The sequence below is a fragment of the Streptomyces sp. NPDC085937 genome (assembly GCF_044540535.1).
Classification (GTDB): domain Bacteria; phylum Actinomycetota; class Actinomycetes; order Streptomycetales; family Streptomycetaceae; genus Streptomyces.
In genome coordinates this window covers 200034-218551 of sequence record NZ_JBITSH010000003.1, presented here as the reverse complement: position 1 = coordinate 218551, position 18518 = coordinate 200034, and the positions used below count along the sequence as shown (strand labels likewise).

The 18518-nt window shown below is 74.5% G+C and carries 15 protein-coding genes; 12 read left to right on the top strand and 3 right to left on the bottom strand.

Annotation, left to right across the window (positions count from 1 at the left end; all coding sequences use genetic code 11):
• The first annotated feature begins 27 nt into the window (after nt 1–27).
• The 3 genes from ACIF8S_RS08030 to ACIF8S_RS08020 all read left to right on the top strand — a co-directional run bounded on the left by ACIF8S_RS08030 (nt 28) and on the right by ACIF8S_RS08020 (nt 4741).
• Nucleotides 28–2421: a molybdopterin oxidoreductase family protein gene (locus ACIF8S_RS08030; RefSeq protein WP_399998033.1), complete on the top strand. Its 2394-nt coding sequence runs from the start codon at nt 28–30 to the stop codon at nt 2419–2421.
• On the top strand, nt 2418–2909 hold the full coding sequence (locus ACIF8S_RS08025) for a hypothetical protein (protein WP_399998032.1): 492 nt from the start codon (nt 2418–2420) through the stop codon (nt 2907–2909). Before ACIF8S_RS08030 ends, ACIF8S_RS08025 begins: the two co-directional genes overlap by 4 nt.
• A gap of 134 nt (nt 2910–3043) precedes the next feature.
• Complete coding sequence (locus tag ACIF8S_RS08020; protein ID WP_399998031.1) at nt 3044–4741, top strand: tetratricopeptide repeat protein; 1698 nt, start codon at nt 3044–3046, stop codon at nt 4739–4741.
• Between the two features lie 63 nt (nt 4742–4804).
• Here the strand turns inward: ACIF8S_RS08020 and ACIF8S_RS08015 are convergent, their stop codons facing one another.
• Complete coding sequence (locus tag ACIF8S_RS08015) at nt 4805–5011, bottom strand: hypothetical protein (RefSeq protein WP_145824573.1); 207 nt, start codon at nt 5009–5011, stop codon at nt 4805–4807.
• Nucleotides 5012–5125: 114 nt separating this feature from the next.
• Between ACIF8S_RS08015 and ACIF8S_RS08010 the strand changes: the two genes are divergently transcribed.
• The 9 genes from ACIF8S_RS08010 (at nt 5126) to ACIF8S_RS07970 (ending at nt 16733) form a co-directional block, all read left to right on the top strand.
• A complete protein-coding gene (locus ACIF8S_RS08010) occupies nt 5126–5338 on the top strand; it encodes a hypothetical protein (protein WP_024888284.1) in 213 nt (70 codons plus the stop codon).
• A 655-nt stretch (nt 5339–5993) separates the two neighbouring features.
• Nucleotides 5994–6899, top strand: coding sequence for an alpha/beta hydrolase (locus ACIF8S_RS08005; RefSeq protein ID WP_399998029.1), 906 nt, complete (start codon nt 5994–5996; stop codon nt 6897–6899).
• Between the two features lie 232 nt (nt 6900–7131).
• On the top strand, nt 7132–9975 hold the full coding sequence (locus ACIF8S_RS08000) for a LuxR C-terminal-related transcriptional regulator (RefSeq protein WP_399998028.1): 2844 nt from the start codon (nt 7132–7134) through the stop codon (nt 9973–9975).
• A gap of 143 nt (nt 9976–10118) precedes the next feature.
• Nucleotides 10119–11378 carry a helix-turn-helix domain-containing protein gene (locus ACIF8S_RS07995; RefSeq protein WP_399998027.1) on the top strand — a complete coding sequence of 420 codons (1260 nt, stop codon included), beginning with the start codon at nt 10119–10121 and terminating at the stop codon, nt 11376–11378.
• A gap of 467 nt (nt 11379–11845) precedes the next feature.
• A complete protein-coding gene (locus ACIF8S_RS07990; protein WP_399998026.1) occupies nt 11846–12628 on the top strand; it encodes an ABC transporter ATP-binding protein in 783 nt (260 codons plus the stop codon).
• A complete protein-coding gene (locus ACIF8S_RS07985) occupies nt 12625–13428 on the top strand; it encodes an ABC transporter ATP-binding protein (protein ID WP_399998025.1) in 804 nt (267 codons plus the stop codon). The genes ACIF8S_RS07990 and ACIF8S_RS07985 overlap by 4 nt, the downstream gene beginning before the upstream one ends.
• Nucleotides 13425–14321: a branched-chain amino acid ABC transporter permease gene (locus tag ACIF8S_RS07980; RefSeq protein WP_349794791.1), complete on the top strand. Its 897-nt coding sequence runs from the start codon at nt 13425–13427 to the stop codon at nt 14319–14321. The genes ACIF8S_RS07985 and ACIF8S_RS07980 overlap by 4 nt, the downstream gene beginning before the upstream one ends.
• The gene (locus ACIF8S_RS07975; protein WP_399998023.1) at nt 14314–15453 is read left to right on the top strand and encodes a branched-chain amino acid ABC transporter permease; all 1140 of its coding nucleotides are present in this window, start codon (nt 14314–14316) and stop codon (nt 15451–15453) included. The genes ACIF8S_RS07980 and ACIF8S_RS07975 overlap by 8 nt, the downstream gene beginning before the upstream one ends.
• Nucleotides 15450–16733, top strand: a complete 1284-nt coding sequence (locus tag ACIF8S_RS07970) for an ABC transporter substrate-binding protein (protein WP_399998022.1) — start codon at nt 15450–15452, stop codon at nt 16731–16733. The genes ACIF8S_RS07975 and ACIF8S_RS07970 overlap by 4 nt, the downstream gene beginning before the upstream one ends.
• A 55-nt stretch (nt 16734–16788) precedes the next feature.
• Here the strand turns inward: ACIF8S_RS07970 and ACIF8S_RS07965 are convergent, their stop codons facing one another.
• Both ACIF8S_RS07965 and mgrA read right to left on the bottom strand, forming a co-directional pair.
• The gene (locus ACIF8S_RS07965) at nt 16789–17271 is read right to left on the bottom strand and encodes an MSMEG_6728 family protein (protein ID WP_399998021.1); all 483 of its coding nucleotides are present in this window, start codon (nt 17269–17271) and stop codon (nt 16789–16791) included.
• Between the two features lie 93 nt (nt 17272–17364).
• Entirely contained in the window at nt 17365–18408 is a 1044-nt protein-coding gene (gene mgrA, locus ACIF8S_RS07960; protein WP_399998020.1) for an L-glyceraldehyde 3-phosphate reductase, read from the bottom strand.
• Nucleotides 18409–18518 lie beyond the last annotated feature (110 nt).

Here is an 18518-nt window from a genome sequence, read left to right as displayed (position 1 = left end):
TTCCCGCGCCGTGGAGGTCGGACCACCGTGAACAGCTCGCCGGACCGGATCACCAACCCCTGGGGCGTGCGGACCCCCTACGCGCCCGGCACCTCCTGGCCGGCCCGCACCGACCTGCACCTGGCGGACGGGGTGACGGAGGACGACGTGGAGCGGTGGGTGCCCTCCGCCTCGATCCTGCACTCCAACGGCGACGCCATGGACATCGCGGTGCGCGGCGGACGCATCGTGGGGGTGCGGGGCCGCGCCGCCGACCGGGTCAACCGCGGCCGGCTCGGCCCGAAGGATCTCTACGGCTGGCAGGCCAACCACTCCCCGGACCGCCTCACCCGCCCGCTCGTCCGGGAGGGCGGCCGGCTCGTCGAGACCGACTGGGACACCGCCATGGAACGCGTCGTCTCCCGCAGCAGGAGCCTGCTGGACGAGCGCGGTCCCGGCTCCGTCGGCTTCTACACCAGCGGGCAGCTCTTCCTGGAGGAGTACTACACCCTCGCCGTCCTCGCCCACGTCGGCATCCGCACCAACCACCTCGACGGCAACACCCGGCTGTGCACCGCGACCGCCGCCGAGGCCCTCAAGGAGAGCTTCGGATCCGACGGCCAGCCCGGCTCCTACGAGGACATCGACCACGCCGACACGATCGCCCTGTTCGGGCACAACATGGCCGAGACGCAGACGGTGCTGTGGATGCGCGTCCTGGACCGGCTCGAGGGCTCCGACCCGCCCCGGCTGCTGTGCGTCGACCCCCGGTACACCCCCGTCGCGCGCCGCGCCGACGTCCATCTGGCACCGCGCCCCGGCACCAACGTCGCCCTGCTCAACGCCCTGCTCCACGAGATCATCCGCACCGGCCGGATCGACCGCGCCTACGTCGACGCGCACACCGTGGGCTACGACGAACTCGCCGCCGGTGTCGAGCGGTGCACCCCGCGCTGGGCCGCGGAGATCTGCGACGTCCCCGCCGCCGAGATCGAACGCGCGGCCGATCTTCTCGGCGACGCGCGGCGGCTCACCTCCACCGTGCTGCAGGGCGTCTACCAGTCCCACCAGGCCTCCGCCGCCGCCGTGCAGGTCAACAACCTGCACCTGATCCGCGGCATGCTGGGCCGTCCCGGCTGCGGGCTGATGCAGATGAACGGGCAGCCCACCGCCCAGAACACCCGGGAGTGCGGCGCCGACGGCGACCTCCCCGGCTTCCGCAACTGGCAGAACGACCGGCACGTGGCCGAACTGGCCGAGATCTGGAACGTCGAACCGGACGCGATCCCGCACCACGGCCCGCCCACCCACGCGATGCAGATGTTCCGCTACGCCGAGCAGGGGTCCCTGCGGATGCTGTGGATCTCCGGCACCAACCCGGCCGTCTCCCTGCCCGAACTCGGCCGGATCCGGTCGGTCCTCGCCCAGGAACGGCTGTTCGTGGTGGTGCAGGACCTGTTCCTCACCGAGACCGCGCAGCTCGCCGACGTCGTCCTGCCCGCCGCGACCTGGGGCGAGAAGACCGGCACCTTCACCAACGCCGACCGCACCGTCCACCTCTCCGAGAAGGCCGTGGACCCGCCCGGTGAGGCCCGGCCCGACCTCGACATCTTCCTCGACTACGCGGCCCGCATGGACTTCCGCGACAAGGACGGCGGCCCGCTGATCGGCTGGCACGACCCGCAGGGAGCCTTCGCCGCCTGGCAGCGGTGCAGCGCCGGACGCCCCTGCGACTACACCGGGCTGACCTACGACAAGCTGCGCGACGGCGGCATCCAGTGGCCCTGCACCGAGGACGCCCCCGACGGCACCGCCCGCCTCTACGCCGACGGCTTCGACCACGCCCACCCCGACCGGTGCGAGAGCTACGGCAAGGACATGGTCACCGGTGCCACCGTCACTCCGGTCGAGTACCGCTCCCTCAATCCGGACGGCAAGGCGGTGATCAAGGCCGCCGAGTACCTCCCGCTCCACGAGGACGCCTCCCCGGAGTACCCCCTCCAGCTGATCACCGGCCGCACCGTCCACCACTTCCACACCCGCACCAAGACCGGCCGCGTACCGGAGCTGAACGCCGCCGCACCGGACGTCTGGGCCGAGATTTCCCCGTCCGAGGCCGCCGCACAGGGACTGGCCGACGGCGACCTGGTGCAGGTCACCACACCGCGCGGCGCCATCAGGGCCCGGCTGCGGACGGTGGCGGTCCGCGACGGCGTGGTGTTCGTGCCGTTCCACTACGGCTACTGGGACACCCCGGAGGGCCACCGGCCGCCCGACGGCCGACCAGGACGCGCCGCCAACGAGACCACCGTCACCGACTGGGACCCGCTGTCCAAACAGCCCCTGTTCAAGACGGCCGCCGCCCGCGTGACCCTGGTCGCCCGGCGCGGGACGTCCCGGCAGCCGGTCACGGACGACGCGAGGGCGGGGAGCACCGCATGAACGGCATCGGCATCACCCTGCGCGCCCTGCACGACGGCGAGCGCGACCTGGAGACGCACCTGCTCGCCGTCGCCGAGCGCCACCGCACCGAGCACGAGGTGCACCACGTCGCGACCGACGTGGCCCGCTGGTCCCGCGAGCACGCGGTACGGCTGGCCGCCCTCGGCCCCGATCACGGCGTCGACCTGCCCGGCCCGCGCGACCACACCGCACCCGGCGCGCTCGCCGCCCTCCGCGAGAAGGCCGCGCAGGCCCTCGGGCGCCGCCCCGAGACAGGGCTGCTCCTCCTGGAGGACCTGCGCGACCTGCACCTGGCCGCCGTCCGCAACTCCCTGAACTGGGAGATGCTGGCCCAGGCGGCACAGGCCACCCGGGACCGGGAACTGCTGGAGCTGGTTTCCGACTGCCGTCCGCAGACCCTGCGGCAGATGCGCTGGACCAACACAATGATCAAGGTGCTGTCCCCGCAGCTCCTCGTCAGCGTCTGACCGCCCGGGTACCAACCGGTTCGGCGGCGCGCCTGCGCGCGCCCTCGTGCCCCGCTATCGTCGGTTTCGTCCCCACGGGACGTCGGCCGCCGGACGAGCGGCGGCCGGCCCGGCCGGTCCCCCGGGAGGGCACCATGGACGGCTACTACGACCTCGGCGCCTACGGACGGCCCGTGACGACGACCTCCCCGGAGGCCCAACTCTGGTTCGACCGCGGGCTGATGTGGACCTACGCCTTCAACCACGAGGAGGCGGTCGCCTGTTTTCGGCGGGCCGCCGACGCCGACCCCGACTGCGCCATGGCCCACTGGGGCGTCGCCTACGCCCTCGGCCCCAACTACAACAAGCCGTGGGAGGCCTTCGACGGCGAGGAACTCACCACCACCGTCGAGCGGACCCACGCCGCGGTGGAACGGGCCCACCGGGCGGCGGCCCGCGCCACTCCCGTCGAACGCGCCCTCGTGGAGGCCCTGCGCGCCCGCTACCCGCAGGCCCACGCCGCCGAGGACTGCTCCGTGTGGAACGAACCGTACGCGGACCGCATGCTCGCCGTGTACGAGAGCGCCCCGGGCGACCCGGACGTGGCCGCGCTCTGTGCCGACGCCCTGATGAACCTCACCCCCTGGCAGCTGTGGGACCTCAAGGCAGGCCGGCCCGCCGACGGCGCCCGCACCGAGGAGGCCAAGGCCGTGCTCGACGGCGCCCTCGCCACCGAGGCCGGCGCCCACCACCCCGGCGTGGTGCACCTCTACATCCACCTGATGGAGATGTCACCCACCCCCGAGGCGGCCCTCACCGTCGCCGACCGGCTGCGCGGCCTCGCCCCCGACGCCGGGCACCTGCTCCACATGCCCTCGCACCTGGAGGTGCTGTGCGGCGACTACCGCCGGGTCGTCTCGGACAACACCGCCGCCGTGGCCGCCGACGAGAAGTACCTGCGGCGGGCGGGAGCGATGAACTTCTACACGCTCTACCGCGGCCACAACCATCACTTCCGGATCTACGGCGCCATGTTCGCCGGGCAGTCGGCGGTGGCGCTGGACGCCGCCGCACGGCTGGAGGCCGCCGTCCCCGAGAAGCTGCTCCGGGTGGAGAGCCCGCCCATGGCCGACTGGCTGGAGGGCTTCCTGGCGATGCGCTTCCACGTCCTGATCCGCTTCGGCCGCTGGGACGACATCCTCGCCCTGCCGTTCCCCGCGGACCCGGGGCTGTACTGCGTCACCACCGCGATGCTGCACTACGCGCGGGGCATCGCCCTGGCCGTGACCGGCGACACCGCGCGGGCCGACGCGGAGCGGGAGGAGTTCCGCGCGGCGGTGGACCGGGTCCCGGAGACCCGGATGCTGTTCAACAACACCTGTCACGACCTCCTCGCCATCGCGTCGGCGATGCTGGACGGCGAACTCGCCTACCGCAAGGGTGACCACGACACCGCCTTCGCCGCACTGGAGCGGGCCGTGGACCTCGACGACAACCTGCCCTACGACGAGCCGTGGGGCTGGATGCAGCCCACCCGGCACGCCTACGGGGCGCTGCTCCTGGAACAGGGCCGGGTCGCGGAGGCGGAGGCCGTGTACCGGGCCGACCTGGGGCTGGACGACGCCCTGCCCCGGCCGCTGCAGCACCCCAACAACGTCTGGGCGCTGCACGGGTTCCACGAGTGCCTGCTGCGCGGCGGCAAGACCGGCGAGGCCGCGATCGTCGCCCGGCAGCTGCGGCAGGCGGCCGCGCTGGCGGACGTACCCGTCGAGGCGTCCTGCTTCTGCCGGCTGGAGACGCACGGCGCCGGTCCGGGTGTCGTCGCGGACCCGAGGGAGCACGCCTGCCACTGACACGACGCCGGCGGCCCCGGGTGGTTCCCGGGGCCGCCGGCGGCGTGGGGGCGGCCGGGGTCCTCAGCGGGACGCCACGACGGCCTGGAACGACTGCATGCAGGAGAAGCAGTGCCGGTCCGTCGTGTCGCGTCGGGGTGATTCCTCCTCCTTCTCCACCCCGCACAGCGTCGAGGTCTTGTCAGGGGTGAGGACATGCCAGACCGGCTCCCCCGAAGTGTCTGCACCGCACCACATCTCGTGCATTCCCAGCTCCCTCCGGGTAGGCATGGAGGCCGCTTCCATATCAGCACGGCGGGGGACCGGACGGCTCGTCCGGCGGGCCAGTCGGGTGACGCGGGGGCCCGGCATGCATACGGGACGGTACGGGCGGATCCTGGAGTGATGACGAAGGCTCCGATCGTGGTGCACCCGCCGCTCGGCTCGGGCGGCCGGCGCGTGACTGTGCGCGGCGAGATCGTCGGCCTCGCCTACTCCGACCGGGACGTCGTTGAGTTCCTGCGACGCGTCGGGCTGCCGGAGGGTGAGCGGCTGCTGGACGATCCGGCCTGGGTGAAGTGGGTCGGCGGCCGGGCCCACGTCTACGACGCGGCATGAAACGACGGCGCCCCCGAGGGGACGCCGTCGCCGCCACCGTCAGCGCCGACTCCGACGGTGACCATGCCCGTCCGGGTACCCCGCCCGGACACACACATGCACCCCACCCCAACGATCCCGAGCGGACGCCCCCGAGGGGCGCGGGGAACTGCGCGCCCACCCCCCCCACCCGCACCCGACCGGTCCCGTGCGCACCCCGCGCCTGATGCACAGGGCGCCACCACCCCCCCTCAGGGGCGCGGGGAACTGCGCGCTCAGCCCCCACAACCCGCACCCGACAGGTGCCCATGCGCACCCCGCGCTTGAAACACAGGGCGCCACTGCCCCCTCAGGGGCGCGGGGAACTGCGCGCTCAACCCCCACCCACCCGCACCCGACCGGTGCCCATGCGCACCCCGCGCCGGAAGCGCGCGGCACCACCGCCCCCTCAGGGGCGCGGGGAACTGCGCGAAAACCCACCACCCACCACCCCGGCACGCCCCCACCCCACTCAAGACCGGTGATTTCGCCGGTCCCCCCACGACACCTCCCCCTCGACAGTGGCACCGCCAGTCAGAAGGCGGCGCCCCCGGCCACCGCACGGCTCCCCACCCACGCCGTGACCCCGTGCACCGGCCGACCGGGCCGCTCGCCGTGACAGAGAGGACCACTCGTCGTGCAGCAGCACCCCCACACCAGCAGGCGCAGGACCGGCCGCCTGGCCGGACTGACCGCGGCGCTGGCCGCCGTCGTCGGCCTCAGCACGCTCACCGGCCCGGGCGCCCACGCGGCGGCGGACAACCCCTACGAGCGCGGGCCGGCGCCCACCGAATCGAGCATCGAGGCGCTGCGAGGCCCCTACGCGGTGTCGCAGACCTCCGTCTCCCGGCTCGTCGTCACCGGCTTCGGCGGCGGCACCATCCACTACCCCACGACCACCGCCGACGGCACCTTCGGCGCCATCGCCATCTCGCCCGGCTTCACCGCGCTCGAGTCCTCCATCTCCTGGCTCGGCCCGCGTCTCGCCTCGCAGGGCTTCGTGGTGTTCACCATCGACACCAACACCACCGTCGACCAGCCCGGCTCCCGCGGCGACCAGCTGCTGGCCGCGCTGGACTACCTCACCCAGCGCAGCTCCGTCCGCAACCGCGTGGACAGCAGCAGACTGGGCGTCATGGGCCACTCCATGGGCGGCGGCGGCTCCCTCGAGGCCGCCAAGACCCGGCCGTCCCTCCAGGCCGCCATCCCGCTGACGCCCTGGAACCTCGACAAGACCTGGCCGGAACTGCGGACCCCCACGCTCATCTTCGGCGCCGACGGCGACTCCATCGCCCCCGTCGCCAGCCACGCCGAGCCCTTCTACAACAACCTGCCCTCGTCCCTGGACCGGGCCTACCTGGAGCTCAACAACGCCTCCCACTTCACCCCGAACTCGTCGAACACGACGATCGCGAAGTACAGCATTTCCTGGCTGAAGCGCTTCATCGACAACGACACCCGCTACGAGCAGTTCCTCTGCCCGCTGCCCCGGCCGAGCCTGACGATCGAGGAGTCGCGGGGCAACTGCCCGCACTCCTCCTGATCCCAAGGCGCCAGGCACCCGGCGCCCGTACCACCGGTGGCGGTCCGCGCACGACGCGGGCCGCCACCGGCGTTGTGCGCACGCACCGACGGGCGCTCCCCGCCTTGGGCGGCGTCACACCCCGCACCGTGCGCGGCACGGGGAAAGCCCCTGATGGCACGGCCGTTGCGCGTTCACCCACCCACGGACGCACTCCTTCCGCGCGACCTTACGCGTGAGTAAGGTCGCGGGAATGACCGGACACACGACCGCGCGACAGCAGCAGGTCGCCGAGCTGCTGGACGCGCTGCACACCTACGGCGGCGTCCGTGTCGTGACCGGTGAACCCGGTTGCGGACGCACCACGTTCCTCGAGACCGCCGCCCGCCTCTTCCACGACGGACCGGTGCGGCACCTCGGCGCGGACCGCGTGGGCGAGCTGGACGACGCCCTGCGGACGGCCGCCGCCGACGGGCCCCCGCTTGTCTGCGTGGACGACGCCCACCTGTGGGACGCCCCGTCGCGCGCCGCGCTGGGACACGCGGCGGCGCTCGTACGGGAGTCGGGCCCGCCGGCGCTGCTGCTGCTGACCGTCGCCGGACACCGGCCCGTGGACCGGGAGTTCACGGGCTTGCCCGTGCTGCGGCTCGGCCCGCTCACGCCCGGCGACGCGGCGCTCCTGGTCGAGGAGGCCGCGGACGGCGCCGTCGACCCCGCCGTGCGGGAGGAGCTGGTGACCGCCGCCGAGGGGAACCCCGCGCTGCTGCGGGCGGCGGTCCAGCGGCTGTCGCCCGCCCAGCTCACCGGCGCGCGGGCGCTGCCCCGGCCGCTCGTCGACGCCGAGGTGCTGGCCGGGGTGGCCGGCGGACGCCTGCCCGGCCCGCCGGGGGAGTGCGGGGACCTGTCGCTGACCACGGCGGCGGCCGTACGGGCGACGGGGGAGGAGGACGCGGACGCCGGCCTCGTCCTGCGGGCGTGCGGCGCCCCTGCGGAGGGGCCGCTGCCCGAGGTACTGGCCCGCACCGAGGGCCGGCTGCGCTTCCGCAGCGCGCTGGTGGGCCGGGCGGTGTACGCCTGCGCGCCGCCCGAGCGCCGCCGTGCCGCGCACCGTGCCCTGGCCGGCGCGGCGGCGGAGGCGGAGGGGGGCGGGATCCTCGCCCTGCTGCACCGTTCGTGGGCCGTGCCCGGCCCGGTGTCCGGCCTCGCGGACGCGCTGGCTGCGGCCGCGGCCGATCCGGTGTGCCCGGCGACGCCCGCACTCCGCCAACGCGCCCTGGCCCGGGCGGCGGACCTCGTCCCGGACGACGCGGACCGCGCCCGGCGGAACCTCGCCGCCGCCGAACAGGCCCTCCTCGCCGGCCACGCCCGCGACGCCCGGCGCCTGCTCGACCTGGCCCGCGGCCCCGGCGCTCCCGTGTCGGTGCGGGGCGGCGCGGAACTGCTGCGCGGCGCCGTACTGCTGGCCGACGGCCCGGTCGACGACGCCCGCGAGTCCTTCCTGCTCGCCGCCGGCCTGCTGGCCGCCACGGCCCCGCGCGCCGCCGCCCGGGCCACCCTCGGCGCGGCGGACGCGGCCTGGTCGGCCGGCGACCCCGCCGCCTGCCTGTCCGCCCTGGCCCCCACCTACGCACCGCCCGTCACCCCCCTGGCCACCGCCTGCGTCCGCGTCCCGAGGACCGACACGCCGGAAATCTCCGCCGTCCCCGCCGGGACCCTGGCCTGGGGAGTGGGGGGACCCGCCGCCAAGGCCGCGCGCCGTTGCGGGCAGCCGTCCCGCAGGGCGGCACGGGTGGGGGCGACGGCCCCGCGCGCGGCGGACGCGCCGCCCACCGCACCCGCGCCGCCCACCGGACCCGTGCCGGACGCCGGCACCCCGCCGGGCGCCGACGTCGCCCGGGACCACCGGGACGGCATGCGCGCCGTCCTGCTCGGACGGTTCGACCTCGCCGCGCACCCGCTGCTACGCGTACTCGAACGCGGACTGCACGGCACCGATCCCGCCCCGCTCCTCCGTTCCGCCGCGGCGGCCCTCATGCTCGGCGAGGTGACCGCCGCCCGTCGCGCCGGCGCCCGCGCCCTCGCCGCCGCACGGACGTCGGGGTCCGCCGCCCTCGAACCCCGCGCCCTCGAATACCTGGCGTACGCCGAACTGCGCGCCGGACGCCACCAGCTGGCCCGCGCCCACGCCGAGGAAGGCCTGCGCACGGCGGAGCGCGCCGGGCAGCGGAACACCGCCGCGCACCACCACGCCGTCCTTGCCCTCGCCGCGTCCATCGAGGGCGAGGCCGACCTGGTCGGCGAGCACGCCGAGGCGGCGCTGCGCACCGCCCGCCGCCACGGGCTCGCCCAGGCCGCCACCCTCGCCCACTGGGCCGCCGCCCGCGCCGACCTCGGCGCCGGCCGTCCCCGCGAGGCGGCCGCCCGGCTCGGTCCGCTGGTCCGGCCGGGCGCCCGCCGTGGCCACTTCGCGGTGTGGATGCTGGCCGTCCCCTGCTTCGTCGAGGCCGCCGCGTCCGCCGGGCGCCCCCAGTACGCGACCGCGGTGGTGGAGGACTTCGCGCTGTGGGCGGCCTGCGGCGCCGATCCGCAGGCCCCCGCCCAGCTCCTGCGCTGCCGCGCCCTGCTGGCCGCGCCGGACGCGGCCGACGCGCTGTACCTGCGCGCCCTGGACCGGCACGACGACGACGCGGGCGACTTCGAACGGGCGCGCACCGAACTGCTCTACGGCAAGTGGCTGCGCCGCCGGCGCCGGCTGCGTGAGGCCCGTACCCGGCTGGAGGAGGCGCGGATCGGGTTCGAACGCTGCGGCGCGGGACTGTGGGCGCAGCAGGCCGCCGCCGAACTGCGCGCGGGCGGCGCGGCCCCGGCGGCGGCCACGGGGGCGGGGGAGCTGGCCCGGCTGACCCCGCAGCAACTGCGGATCGCACGGTGCGTCGCCGAGGGCGCCACCAACCGGGAGGTGGCCTTCCGGCTCTCCGTGAGCACCCGTACGGTCGACTACCACCTGCGGAACGTGTTCGCCACACTCGGTCTCCGTTCCCGGGTCGAGCTGGTGCGTCTGGTCGAGCAGGAGGAAAAGACCGGTGCACGACTCTAGGGACCGACCGGACGGTATGCCATCCTTCGGGGCAGGACGAGTCCGACGGCGGCCGGCCCGCGGGCTCCCCGTACCTGCCGGGCGCCGGTACGGGGCCGCCGCACGGGCACCGCCGGGAAGCCCGACCCTGGGGGGAATGCGCCATGCCTCACGCCGTACGGCCACGTACCCTGCTGCGCCCCGGCCCCGTGCCCGCACCCCGGTCACGGACACCGCGCGTGCGGTCGCTGATCGACGCCGACGCGCTGCGGGTGCTGCACCGGGCCGCCCGCCTCCTGCTGGACGACCTGCCCCAGCTGACGGACCGGCTGGTCGCCGTGCTCCAGGAGCAGGAGCCGGCCTACCGCACCGCCGTCGAGGGTGACGCCGTCGCCACCTGGCAGGAGGTGCACCGCTCGCTGCGGCACAGCATTTCCTCGCTGCTGGATCCGCGCGGAGCCCGGGAGGCGGCGCGCGCCTGCTCCTGGAAGATCGGCGCCACCCGCGCCGAGCAGGGCCTGCCGCTGGACGCGGTGCTGCATGCCTTCCGGCTGGGCGGCTCGCTGGTGTGGCAGGGCCTGGTGGACGAGACGTCGCGGGCGGCACCGGAGGACGTACGGCTGCTGGTGCACGTGGCGTCCGACGTGTGGGACTTCGTCGACGAGCACTCCACCATCGTCGCCGACGCCTACCGGCAGACCGAACGGCAACTGGCGTGGCGGAGGGAGAACAGGGTGCGTCTGCTGGCCGCGGCCCTGCTGGACGGCACGAGCCGCATCGCCGACCTGCCCGAGGCGGCCCAGGCGCTGGACCTGCCGGAGCAGGGCCGGTACGTCGTGGTCGCGGTCGAGGGGGCCCGGTCCGCGGGCTGTACGGGTGCCCAGGCGGCCCTCGCACCCGGTGTGCGCGTGCACTGGCACACCGGTGTGGACACCGACCACGGCATCGTGCTGGTCGAGGGTGACGTGGCGGCGGTCGTCCCGGACGAGCAGCCGCCCGGCGTGCGGGTGGGCGTCAGCAGCGTGGTCGAGGGGCTGGCCGCCGTGGGGGAGGCCCGCGGGCTGGCGGACACGGCGCTGCGGCTGTGCCCCGGGCAGGGGGGCACGGTCCGGCTGACCGAGCACCTGCCGGCGGCGCTGGTGGCGTCGAGCCCCGACCTGGCCGCCGCGCTGGCCGACCGGCTGCTGGGCCCGCTGGCCGGTCTGGAACCGGCCGACGCCGAGGTCCTGCTGGACACCCTCGCCACCTGGCTGGCCTGCGACGGCTCCGCCCAGCGGGCGAGCCGCCGCCTCTACTGCCACCGCAACACGGTCCTCAACCGCCTGCGCCGCTACGAACAACTGACCGGCCGCTCCCTCTCCCGCCCGACCGACCTGATAGAAGCCAGCCTCGCCCTCACAGCCCGCAACCTCCTACGCTCTTAGGACGTGTGGGGAACTGCGCGCCCTTCCCCCCGAAGGATTTCGGGAAGCTCCCCGCCCCCTTGGAGCAGACACCCCCAGGGGCGCGGGGAACTGCGCGCCCAGCCCCTACGCCCCCGCACCCGCCGCCGATCCAGAACCACCCCACCCCGTGGGCGCAGCGCAGCGGGCCGCCACACCCCCCATGGCGCCCCGCACCCCCAGGGACGCGGGGAACTGCGCGCCCAGCCCCCACCACCCCGCACCCGCCGCCGAACCCGAACCACCCCACCCCCCCACCCCCCGGGCACGGGGACCGCGGTAAGGACCTGCCGCCCGCATGGGCACCCGCACAACCCACCCCCACCCCCGTTGGTACACCGCAGCACGCGGAGCCGAACCGCTGTACCGCCCGGTCACCCCCGTGCTGTCGTGAGCACCCCTTCCCCCGAAGCCGTCACCGCCCCGCGTGGCGGCCCCGAGGAGTCGTGATGCCCGAAGCACCACCGGACGGCCTGCCCGCGCTGCACGTCGAGGACGTCGACGTGACGTACGGGCGCGCGCTGTCCGCTCTCCGCTCCGTGTCCCTGACCGTGCCACCCGGCGCGGTCGTCGCCCTGCTCGGCGCGAACGGCGCCGGCAAGACGACGCTGCTGCGCGCCGTCTCCGGCACCCTCCGCCTGCACCGCGGTGCCGTCACGGCAGGGCGCATCCGCTACGGCGACACGGTGCTGGACGGCAAGGACCCCGTCGCCGCGGTCCGCGCCGGTGTCGTCCAAGTCCCGGAGGGCCGCCGGGTGTTCGCCGGGCTGTCCGTCGACGAGAACCTCCGCTCCGGCGGCCTCGGCCTCGGACGCCGCGGACGCGCCCAGGTCCAGGAGGCCCGCGACCGCGTCTTCACACTGTTCCCCCGGCTCGCCGAACGCACCCACCAGGCCGCGGGACTGCTCTCCGGCGGCGAACAGCAGATGCTCGCCATCGGCCGTGCCCTGATGGCCGCCCCCCGGCTGCTGCTCCTGGACGAGCCGTCCCTCGGTCTCGCCCCGCAGATGGTGTACCGGATCGCCGAGGTGATCCGGGAGATCAACGCCCAGGGCACCGCCGTGCTCCTCGTCGAGCAGAACGCCGGCATGGCGCTCTCCCTCGCGAGCCACGCGCACGTCCTCGAGGTCGGCGAGACCCGCCTGTCCGGCCCCGCCGACGAACTCGCCCGCACCGACGCCGTACGCCGCCTCTACCTGGGCGAGTCGGCGCAGGACCAGGGGGCCGCGTGAAGGACCGCACCACCACCGCACCGCCCGTGCTCGCCGTACGGGACGTCACCGTGCGCTTCGCCGGGCTCACCGCGCTCGACGGCGTGTCCTTCACCGTCGCCCCCGGCTCGGTGCACGCGCTCATCGGACCGAACGGCGCCGGCAAGTCCACCTGTTTCAACGTGCTGTCGGGGCTCTGCCGCCCCGCCGCCGGCAGCGTGACGCTCGGCGACACCGAACTGACCCGGCTCGCCCCGCACCGTATCGCCGCGCTCGGCGTGGCCCGTACCTTCCAGAACATCGTCACCACCCAGGGCACCGTCGCCGACAACCTGATGCTCGGCCGGCACGCCCTGACCCGCGCCGGGTTCACCGCGAGCGCCCTGCGGCTGCCGGGCGCCCGGCGCGAACAGCGCGAGCACCTCGCCCGCGCCCGCGAGATCGCCGAACTCACCGGGCTCGGAGCCCACTTCGACTCCCCGGTCGGCCTGCTGTCCTACGGCGACCGCAAGCGCGTCGAACTCGCCCGCGCCCTCTGCCTGGAGCCCCGTGTGCTGCTGCTCGACGAACCGGTGGCGGGCATGAACGCCGCCGAACGCGCCCGCACCGCCGAGGTGGTGGCGGAACTCCGCGCCGAACTCGGCCTGTCCGTCGTGCTCGTGGAGCACGACATGGGGCTCGTGATGCGCCTCGCCGACGACGTCACCGTGCTGGACTTCGGCCGGCCCATCGCGCACGGCACGCCCGACGAGGTCCGCCAGGACCCCGAGGTGCTGCGCGCCTATCTCGGCACCGACGCGACCGGGGAGGACGCGGCATGACGGACCTCCTGGACAGCCTGCTGGGCGGACTGGCCCTCGGCGCGGTGTACGCGCTGGTCGCCCTCGGCTTCGTCGTCATCTTCAAGGCCTCGGGCGTGCTCAACTTCGCCCACGGCTCCCTGCTCCTGTTCGGCGGCTACCTGGTCGCCGTCCTCCACGACGACCTGGGCTTCGCCGGGGCCCTCGCCCTCGCGGTCCTCGTCACGGCCGCCCTCGCCGGCGCGATGGACCGGTTCCTGCTGCAACGCGGCGGCACCGACGCCCACTCCGCGCACGTGCAGACCATCGTCACCATCGGCATCGACATCGTGCTGCTCACCGAACTGGCCCGGCGCATCGGCGGTGACCTGCTGACGCTCGGCGACCCGTGGGGCGACGCGGTGACCGAACTCGGGCCCCTGACCGTCGCGGACAGCCGCCTCGCCGCGATCGTGGTGTCGGCCGTGGTCATCGGCGGCGTGTTCGCGTTGTTCCGCTTCACCTCCTGGGGCCTGTCCCTGCGGGCGGCGGCGGAGGACAGGGAGGCCGCCGCGCTGATGGGCGTACGGCTGGGCCGGGTACGGGCGGGCGCCTGGTGCCTGGCGGGCGCGCTCGCCGCGCTGGCGGCGGTCTTCCTCGCCGCGTTCCCGGCCCCGGGCCTGGAGCGCACCACCGGCCAGATCGCGCTCAACGCCTTCCCCGCCGCCATCCTCGGCGGACTCGCCTCCCCGACGGGCGCCCTCGCGGGAAGTCTCATCATCGGGCTGACCGAGTCCCTCGTCATCGGCTACCAGTCCGAACTGCACGTCCTCGGCGAGGGGTTCGGTGACGTCGCCCCGTACGCCGTGATGCTGCTGGTGCTCCTCGTACGGCCCAACGGGCTGTTCGGCGCGAAGGGAGCGGCCCGTGTCTGACCGTCTCACCGCGCTCCTCACCCGCCGCCGGGCGACGCTGCTGACGGTCGCCGTGCTCCTGTGCCTGCCGCCGTTCTACCTGGACGCCTTCTGGCTGCGGATCGGCCTGTTCTCCATGGCGGCGGCCATCGGCGCCGTCGGTCTCGCCCTGCTCAGCGGCACCGCGGGCCAGCTCTCCCTGGGCCACGCCTTCTTCCTCGCCGTCGGGGCGTACGGCTACGCCTGGCTGGCCGGGGACCCCGGCCCCGGGCTGCCGTCCGCCCTGGCCGCCCCCCTGGCGGTGCTGATGGCCGGCGTCGCCGGCGGGCTGTTCAGCCCCGTCGCCGGCCGGGTCAAGGGCATCTACCTGGGCATCGCCACCCTCGCCCTGGTCTTCCTCGGCCACCACGTCCTGCTCACCGCCGACTCGGTCACCGGAGGCTTCAACGGCCGCTCCGTCCAGCCGCTCGCCCTCGGCGGCTTCACCTTCGACGCGAGCGACGAACTGACCGTACTCGGCGTGCCGTTCGGCGCGGAGGAACGGCTGTGGTTCCTGGGCCTGGCCCTGTTCGCGCTCACCTGGTTCACCGCCAGGGGCCTGCTGCGCTCCCGCCCCGGACGGGCACTGGCCGCGCTGCGCGACAGCGAGACCGCCGCCGCCGTGATGGGCGTCGACGTGGCCCGGCACCGCTCCGCCGCCTTCGTGGTGTCGTCGATGTACGCGGGCCTCGCGGGAGTGCTGCTCGCGCTGGTCTTCCGCCGGGTGGTGCCCGACTACTTCTCGCTGGTGCTGTCCGTCGACTACCTCGCCATGATCGTCATCGGCGGCCTCGGCTCGGTCGCCGGCGCCACCGCGGGCGCCGTCTTCGTCACCGCGCTCCCACTGCTGATGACCCGCTACGCCGACCAGCTCCCGCTGGTGGCCGCGCCGGGATCCACCGACGGCGCCGTCGGCCCCACCGAGGCCGCCCGCTACCTGTACGGCGCCGCCATCGTCCTCGTCCTGCTGTACGCCCCCGACGGACTGCACGGTCTGGCCCGCCGGGCCCGCGACCGCCTGCGGCGCCGCCGCACCCCGACCTCCTCCCCGGACCCCACCGTTCCCACGCCGCCGCCGGCCGCGGCCGCACGACCCAAGGAGCACACCCCGTGAACACCACGTACACCCGCCGCCCCCGCCGCCGCGCCGCCGGGGCCGTCCTCGCCGGCACCCTCGCCCTGCTGCTCGCGGCCACGGGATGCAGCTCCAAGGCGGACGACGGCGACAAGGGCGGCGACGCCGCGGACGGCGTCCGTACCGGACCCGGCGTCGACGCCGACACCATCAGACTGGGCGCCCTCACCGACCTGACCGGGCCCTACGCCACCCTCGGCAAGAGCATCGTGCAGGCCCAGCAGATGTGGGCCGACGAGACCAACGCCAAGGGCGGCATCTGCGACCGCAAGGTGGAGATCGTCGTCAAGGACCACGGCTACGACGTGCAGAAGGCCGTCACCGCCTACGCCGACATCGCCCCGGACGTGGTGGCGCTGCCCCAGGTGATCGGCTCCCCGGTGGTCGCCGCCCTGCTCGACGACATCGAGCGGGACAAGATGCTCACCTTCCCGCAGGCCTGGGCCGCCTCCCTGCTCGGCAAGGACGCCGTCCAGGTTCTCGGCACCACCTACGACGTCGACATGATCGCCGCGGTCGAGTTCCTCACCCGCACCAAGGCCCTGAAGAAGGGCGACACCATCGGCCACGTCTACTTCGAGGGCGACTACGGCGCGAACGCCCTGGAAGGCGCCACCTGGGCGGCCGAGCGGGCCGGGATCAAGGTGGCCGGCCAGAAGATCCAGGCCACGGACACCGATCTGTCGGCGCAGGTCTCGGCGCTGCGCAAGCAGGGCGTCAAGGCCGTCCTGATCAGCGCGGGACCGGCGCAGACCGCCTCCCTGGTCGGTGTCGCCGCCTCACGCGGCCTGAAGGTCCCCGTGGTCAGCAGCGCACCCGGGTTCGCGCCCCAGCTGATGGAGACGCCCGCCGCGCCCGCTCTCGCGGCCATGCTGAGCGTGGTCAGCGCCGCGCCCGCGGTCAGCTCCGACCTGCCCGGCGTCGAGCGCATGGTGGCGTCGTACAAGAAGAAGTACCCGGACTCGCCGGTCGACTCCGGTGTGCTGTCCGGCTACAACGCCGCCCAGCTCATCGGCTCCGACCTGGCCAAGGCCTGTGAGGCGGGCGGCCTGGGCCGGGAGGACGTCGTCAAGGCGCACCGCTCGCAGACCAACGCCGACACCGGGCTGGGCACGCCGCAGAACTTCTCCGACGTGAACCGTCCCGCCAGCGTGGAGACGTACGTGCTCAAGCCCGACGCCAAGGCGGTCGGCGGCGTGGTGAACGCCGAGGACGCGCACACCGCCCCGGGGGTCGAGGAGTACCTGTCCGCCCGATGACACGACCGCCGGCGCCCCGGCGCACCTCCCGTGAGGTGCGCCGGGGCGCCGGTGCTCAGCCGGCCGCCGCCTCCGGGTCGCGGTCGGAGGACGGCCAGACGTACGGCAGGTCGTCCGGCTCGTCGGGGAACAGCTCCCGGTACACGTCCGGGTCCTTGCGCACCAGCGCGGAGCGGTGACTGCGGTGCACGGCGTCGTCGCCCAGCCACGGCGGCAGCTCACCGGCCTCCGCCAGCTCCCGCTGCTCGCGCACCGGAGCGCCGGGCCGTACGGTGGCGAGGTCGGCGACCAGCGTCGCGGCGCAGCTGTCCTGGTGGCCGCGGTCGCGCCAGACCCGGCACACGTCCAGGCCGTAGCGCACGAGTGCCTCCTCGTACCCGGTCCACATGCGCACCGCGGGATGGCGGCGCCAGCCGTAGCCCGGCACGATCAGCCCGCGCAGCACCTGGAGCGCCTCCACCCGCTGTTTGCCGAGCCGCTTCCGGTCGAGCACCAGCGCGGATCCGCAGAAGTCGGGGTAGGGAAGGAAGGTCTGCATGGGCGGCCGTCCGAACGGTGGGGGGCCAAGCGGTCCTCCGCACCTCAGTTCCCCGAACCGGGCGGAGCACACCTCACCGGCCCCCCGGCGGGGTCAGCCCAGCGCGCCCTGGCGGGCGTCCCGCCACAGGTCGACGCCGCCCTCCGTGGCGTAGGTGTCGATCTCGGCGAGCTCCTCGGCGGTGAAGTCGAGGTTCTCCAGCGCCGCCACGTTCTGCTCCAGCTGCTCGGTGCGCGAGGCGCCGATGACCAGCGAGGTGACGCGGGGGTCGCGCAGCGCCCAGGCCAGGGCCATCTGCGCGAGCGTCTGGCCGCGGCGGGCGGCGATGTCGTTCAGGGCCCGCAGCCGGCGCAGCATGTCGTCGGTCAGCCAGCCGGCGTCGAAGGAGGTCCCGGCGGCGGCCCGCGAGTCCTGCGGTACGCCGTCCAGGTAGCGGCCGGTGAGCAGCCCTTGGGCCAGGGCGGTGAACCCGATGACGCCGAAGCCCTCCTCCTGCGCCACGTCCAGCAGGCCGTCCGTCTCGATCCAGCGGTTGAGCATGTTGTACGACGGCTGGTGGATCAGCAGCGGGGTGCCCAGGTCGCGCAGGATCTCCGCGGCCTGGCGGCTGCGCTCGGCGTCGTAGGAGGAGATGCCGACGTAGAGCGCCTTGCCCTGCCGCACCGCGGTGTCCAGGGCGCCCATGGTCTCCTCGAGGGGAGTGGTGGCGTCCAAACGGTGCGAGTAGAAGATGTCCACGTACTCCAGGCCCATGCGCTTCAGGGACTGGTCCAACGAGGCCAGCAGGTACTTCCGGGAGCCGCCGCCCTGGCCGTAGGGACCGGGCCACATGTCCCAGCCGGCCTTGGTGGAGATGACCATCTCGTCGCGGTACGGCGCCAGGTCCCGCTTCATCAGCCGGCCGAAGTTGATCTCGGCGGAGCCGTAGGGCGGGCCGTAGTTGTTGGCGAGGTCGTGGTGGGTGATGCCCAGGTCGAAGGCGCGCAGGGCGATGGCGCGCTGGCTCTCGAAGGACCGGTCGTCACCGAAGTTGTGCCAGTAGCCCAGGGACAGCAGCGGGAGGTCGAGGCCCGAGCGGCCGGTGCGCCGGTAGCGCATGGTGCCGTCGTAGCGGTCGGGACTGGCGAGATGGTTCATCGGGGCGTTCTCCGGTGATGCGGGCGGGGGTGTCCCGTGGGACGGTGTCGATCCTGGCCCCACAGTGCCCCCGAGTGATCCGGAAGTCCAACCGATACGTCGCATGGGAT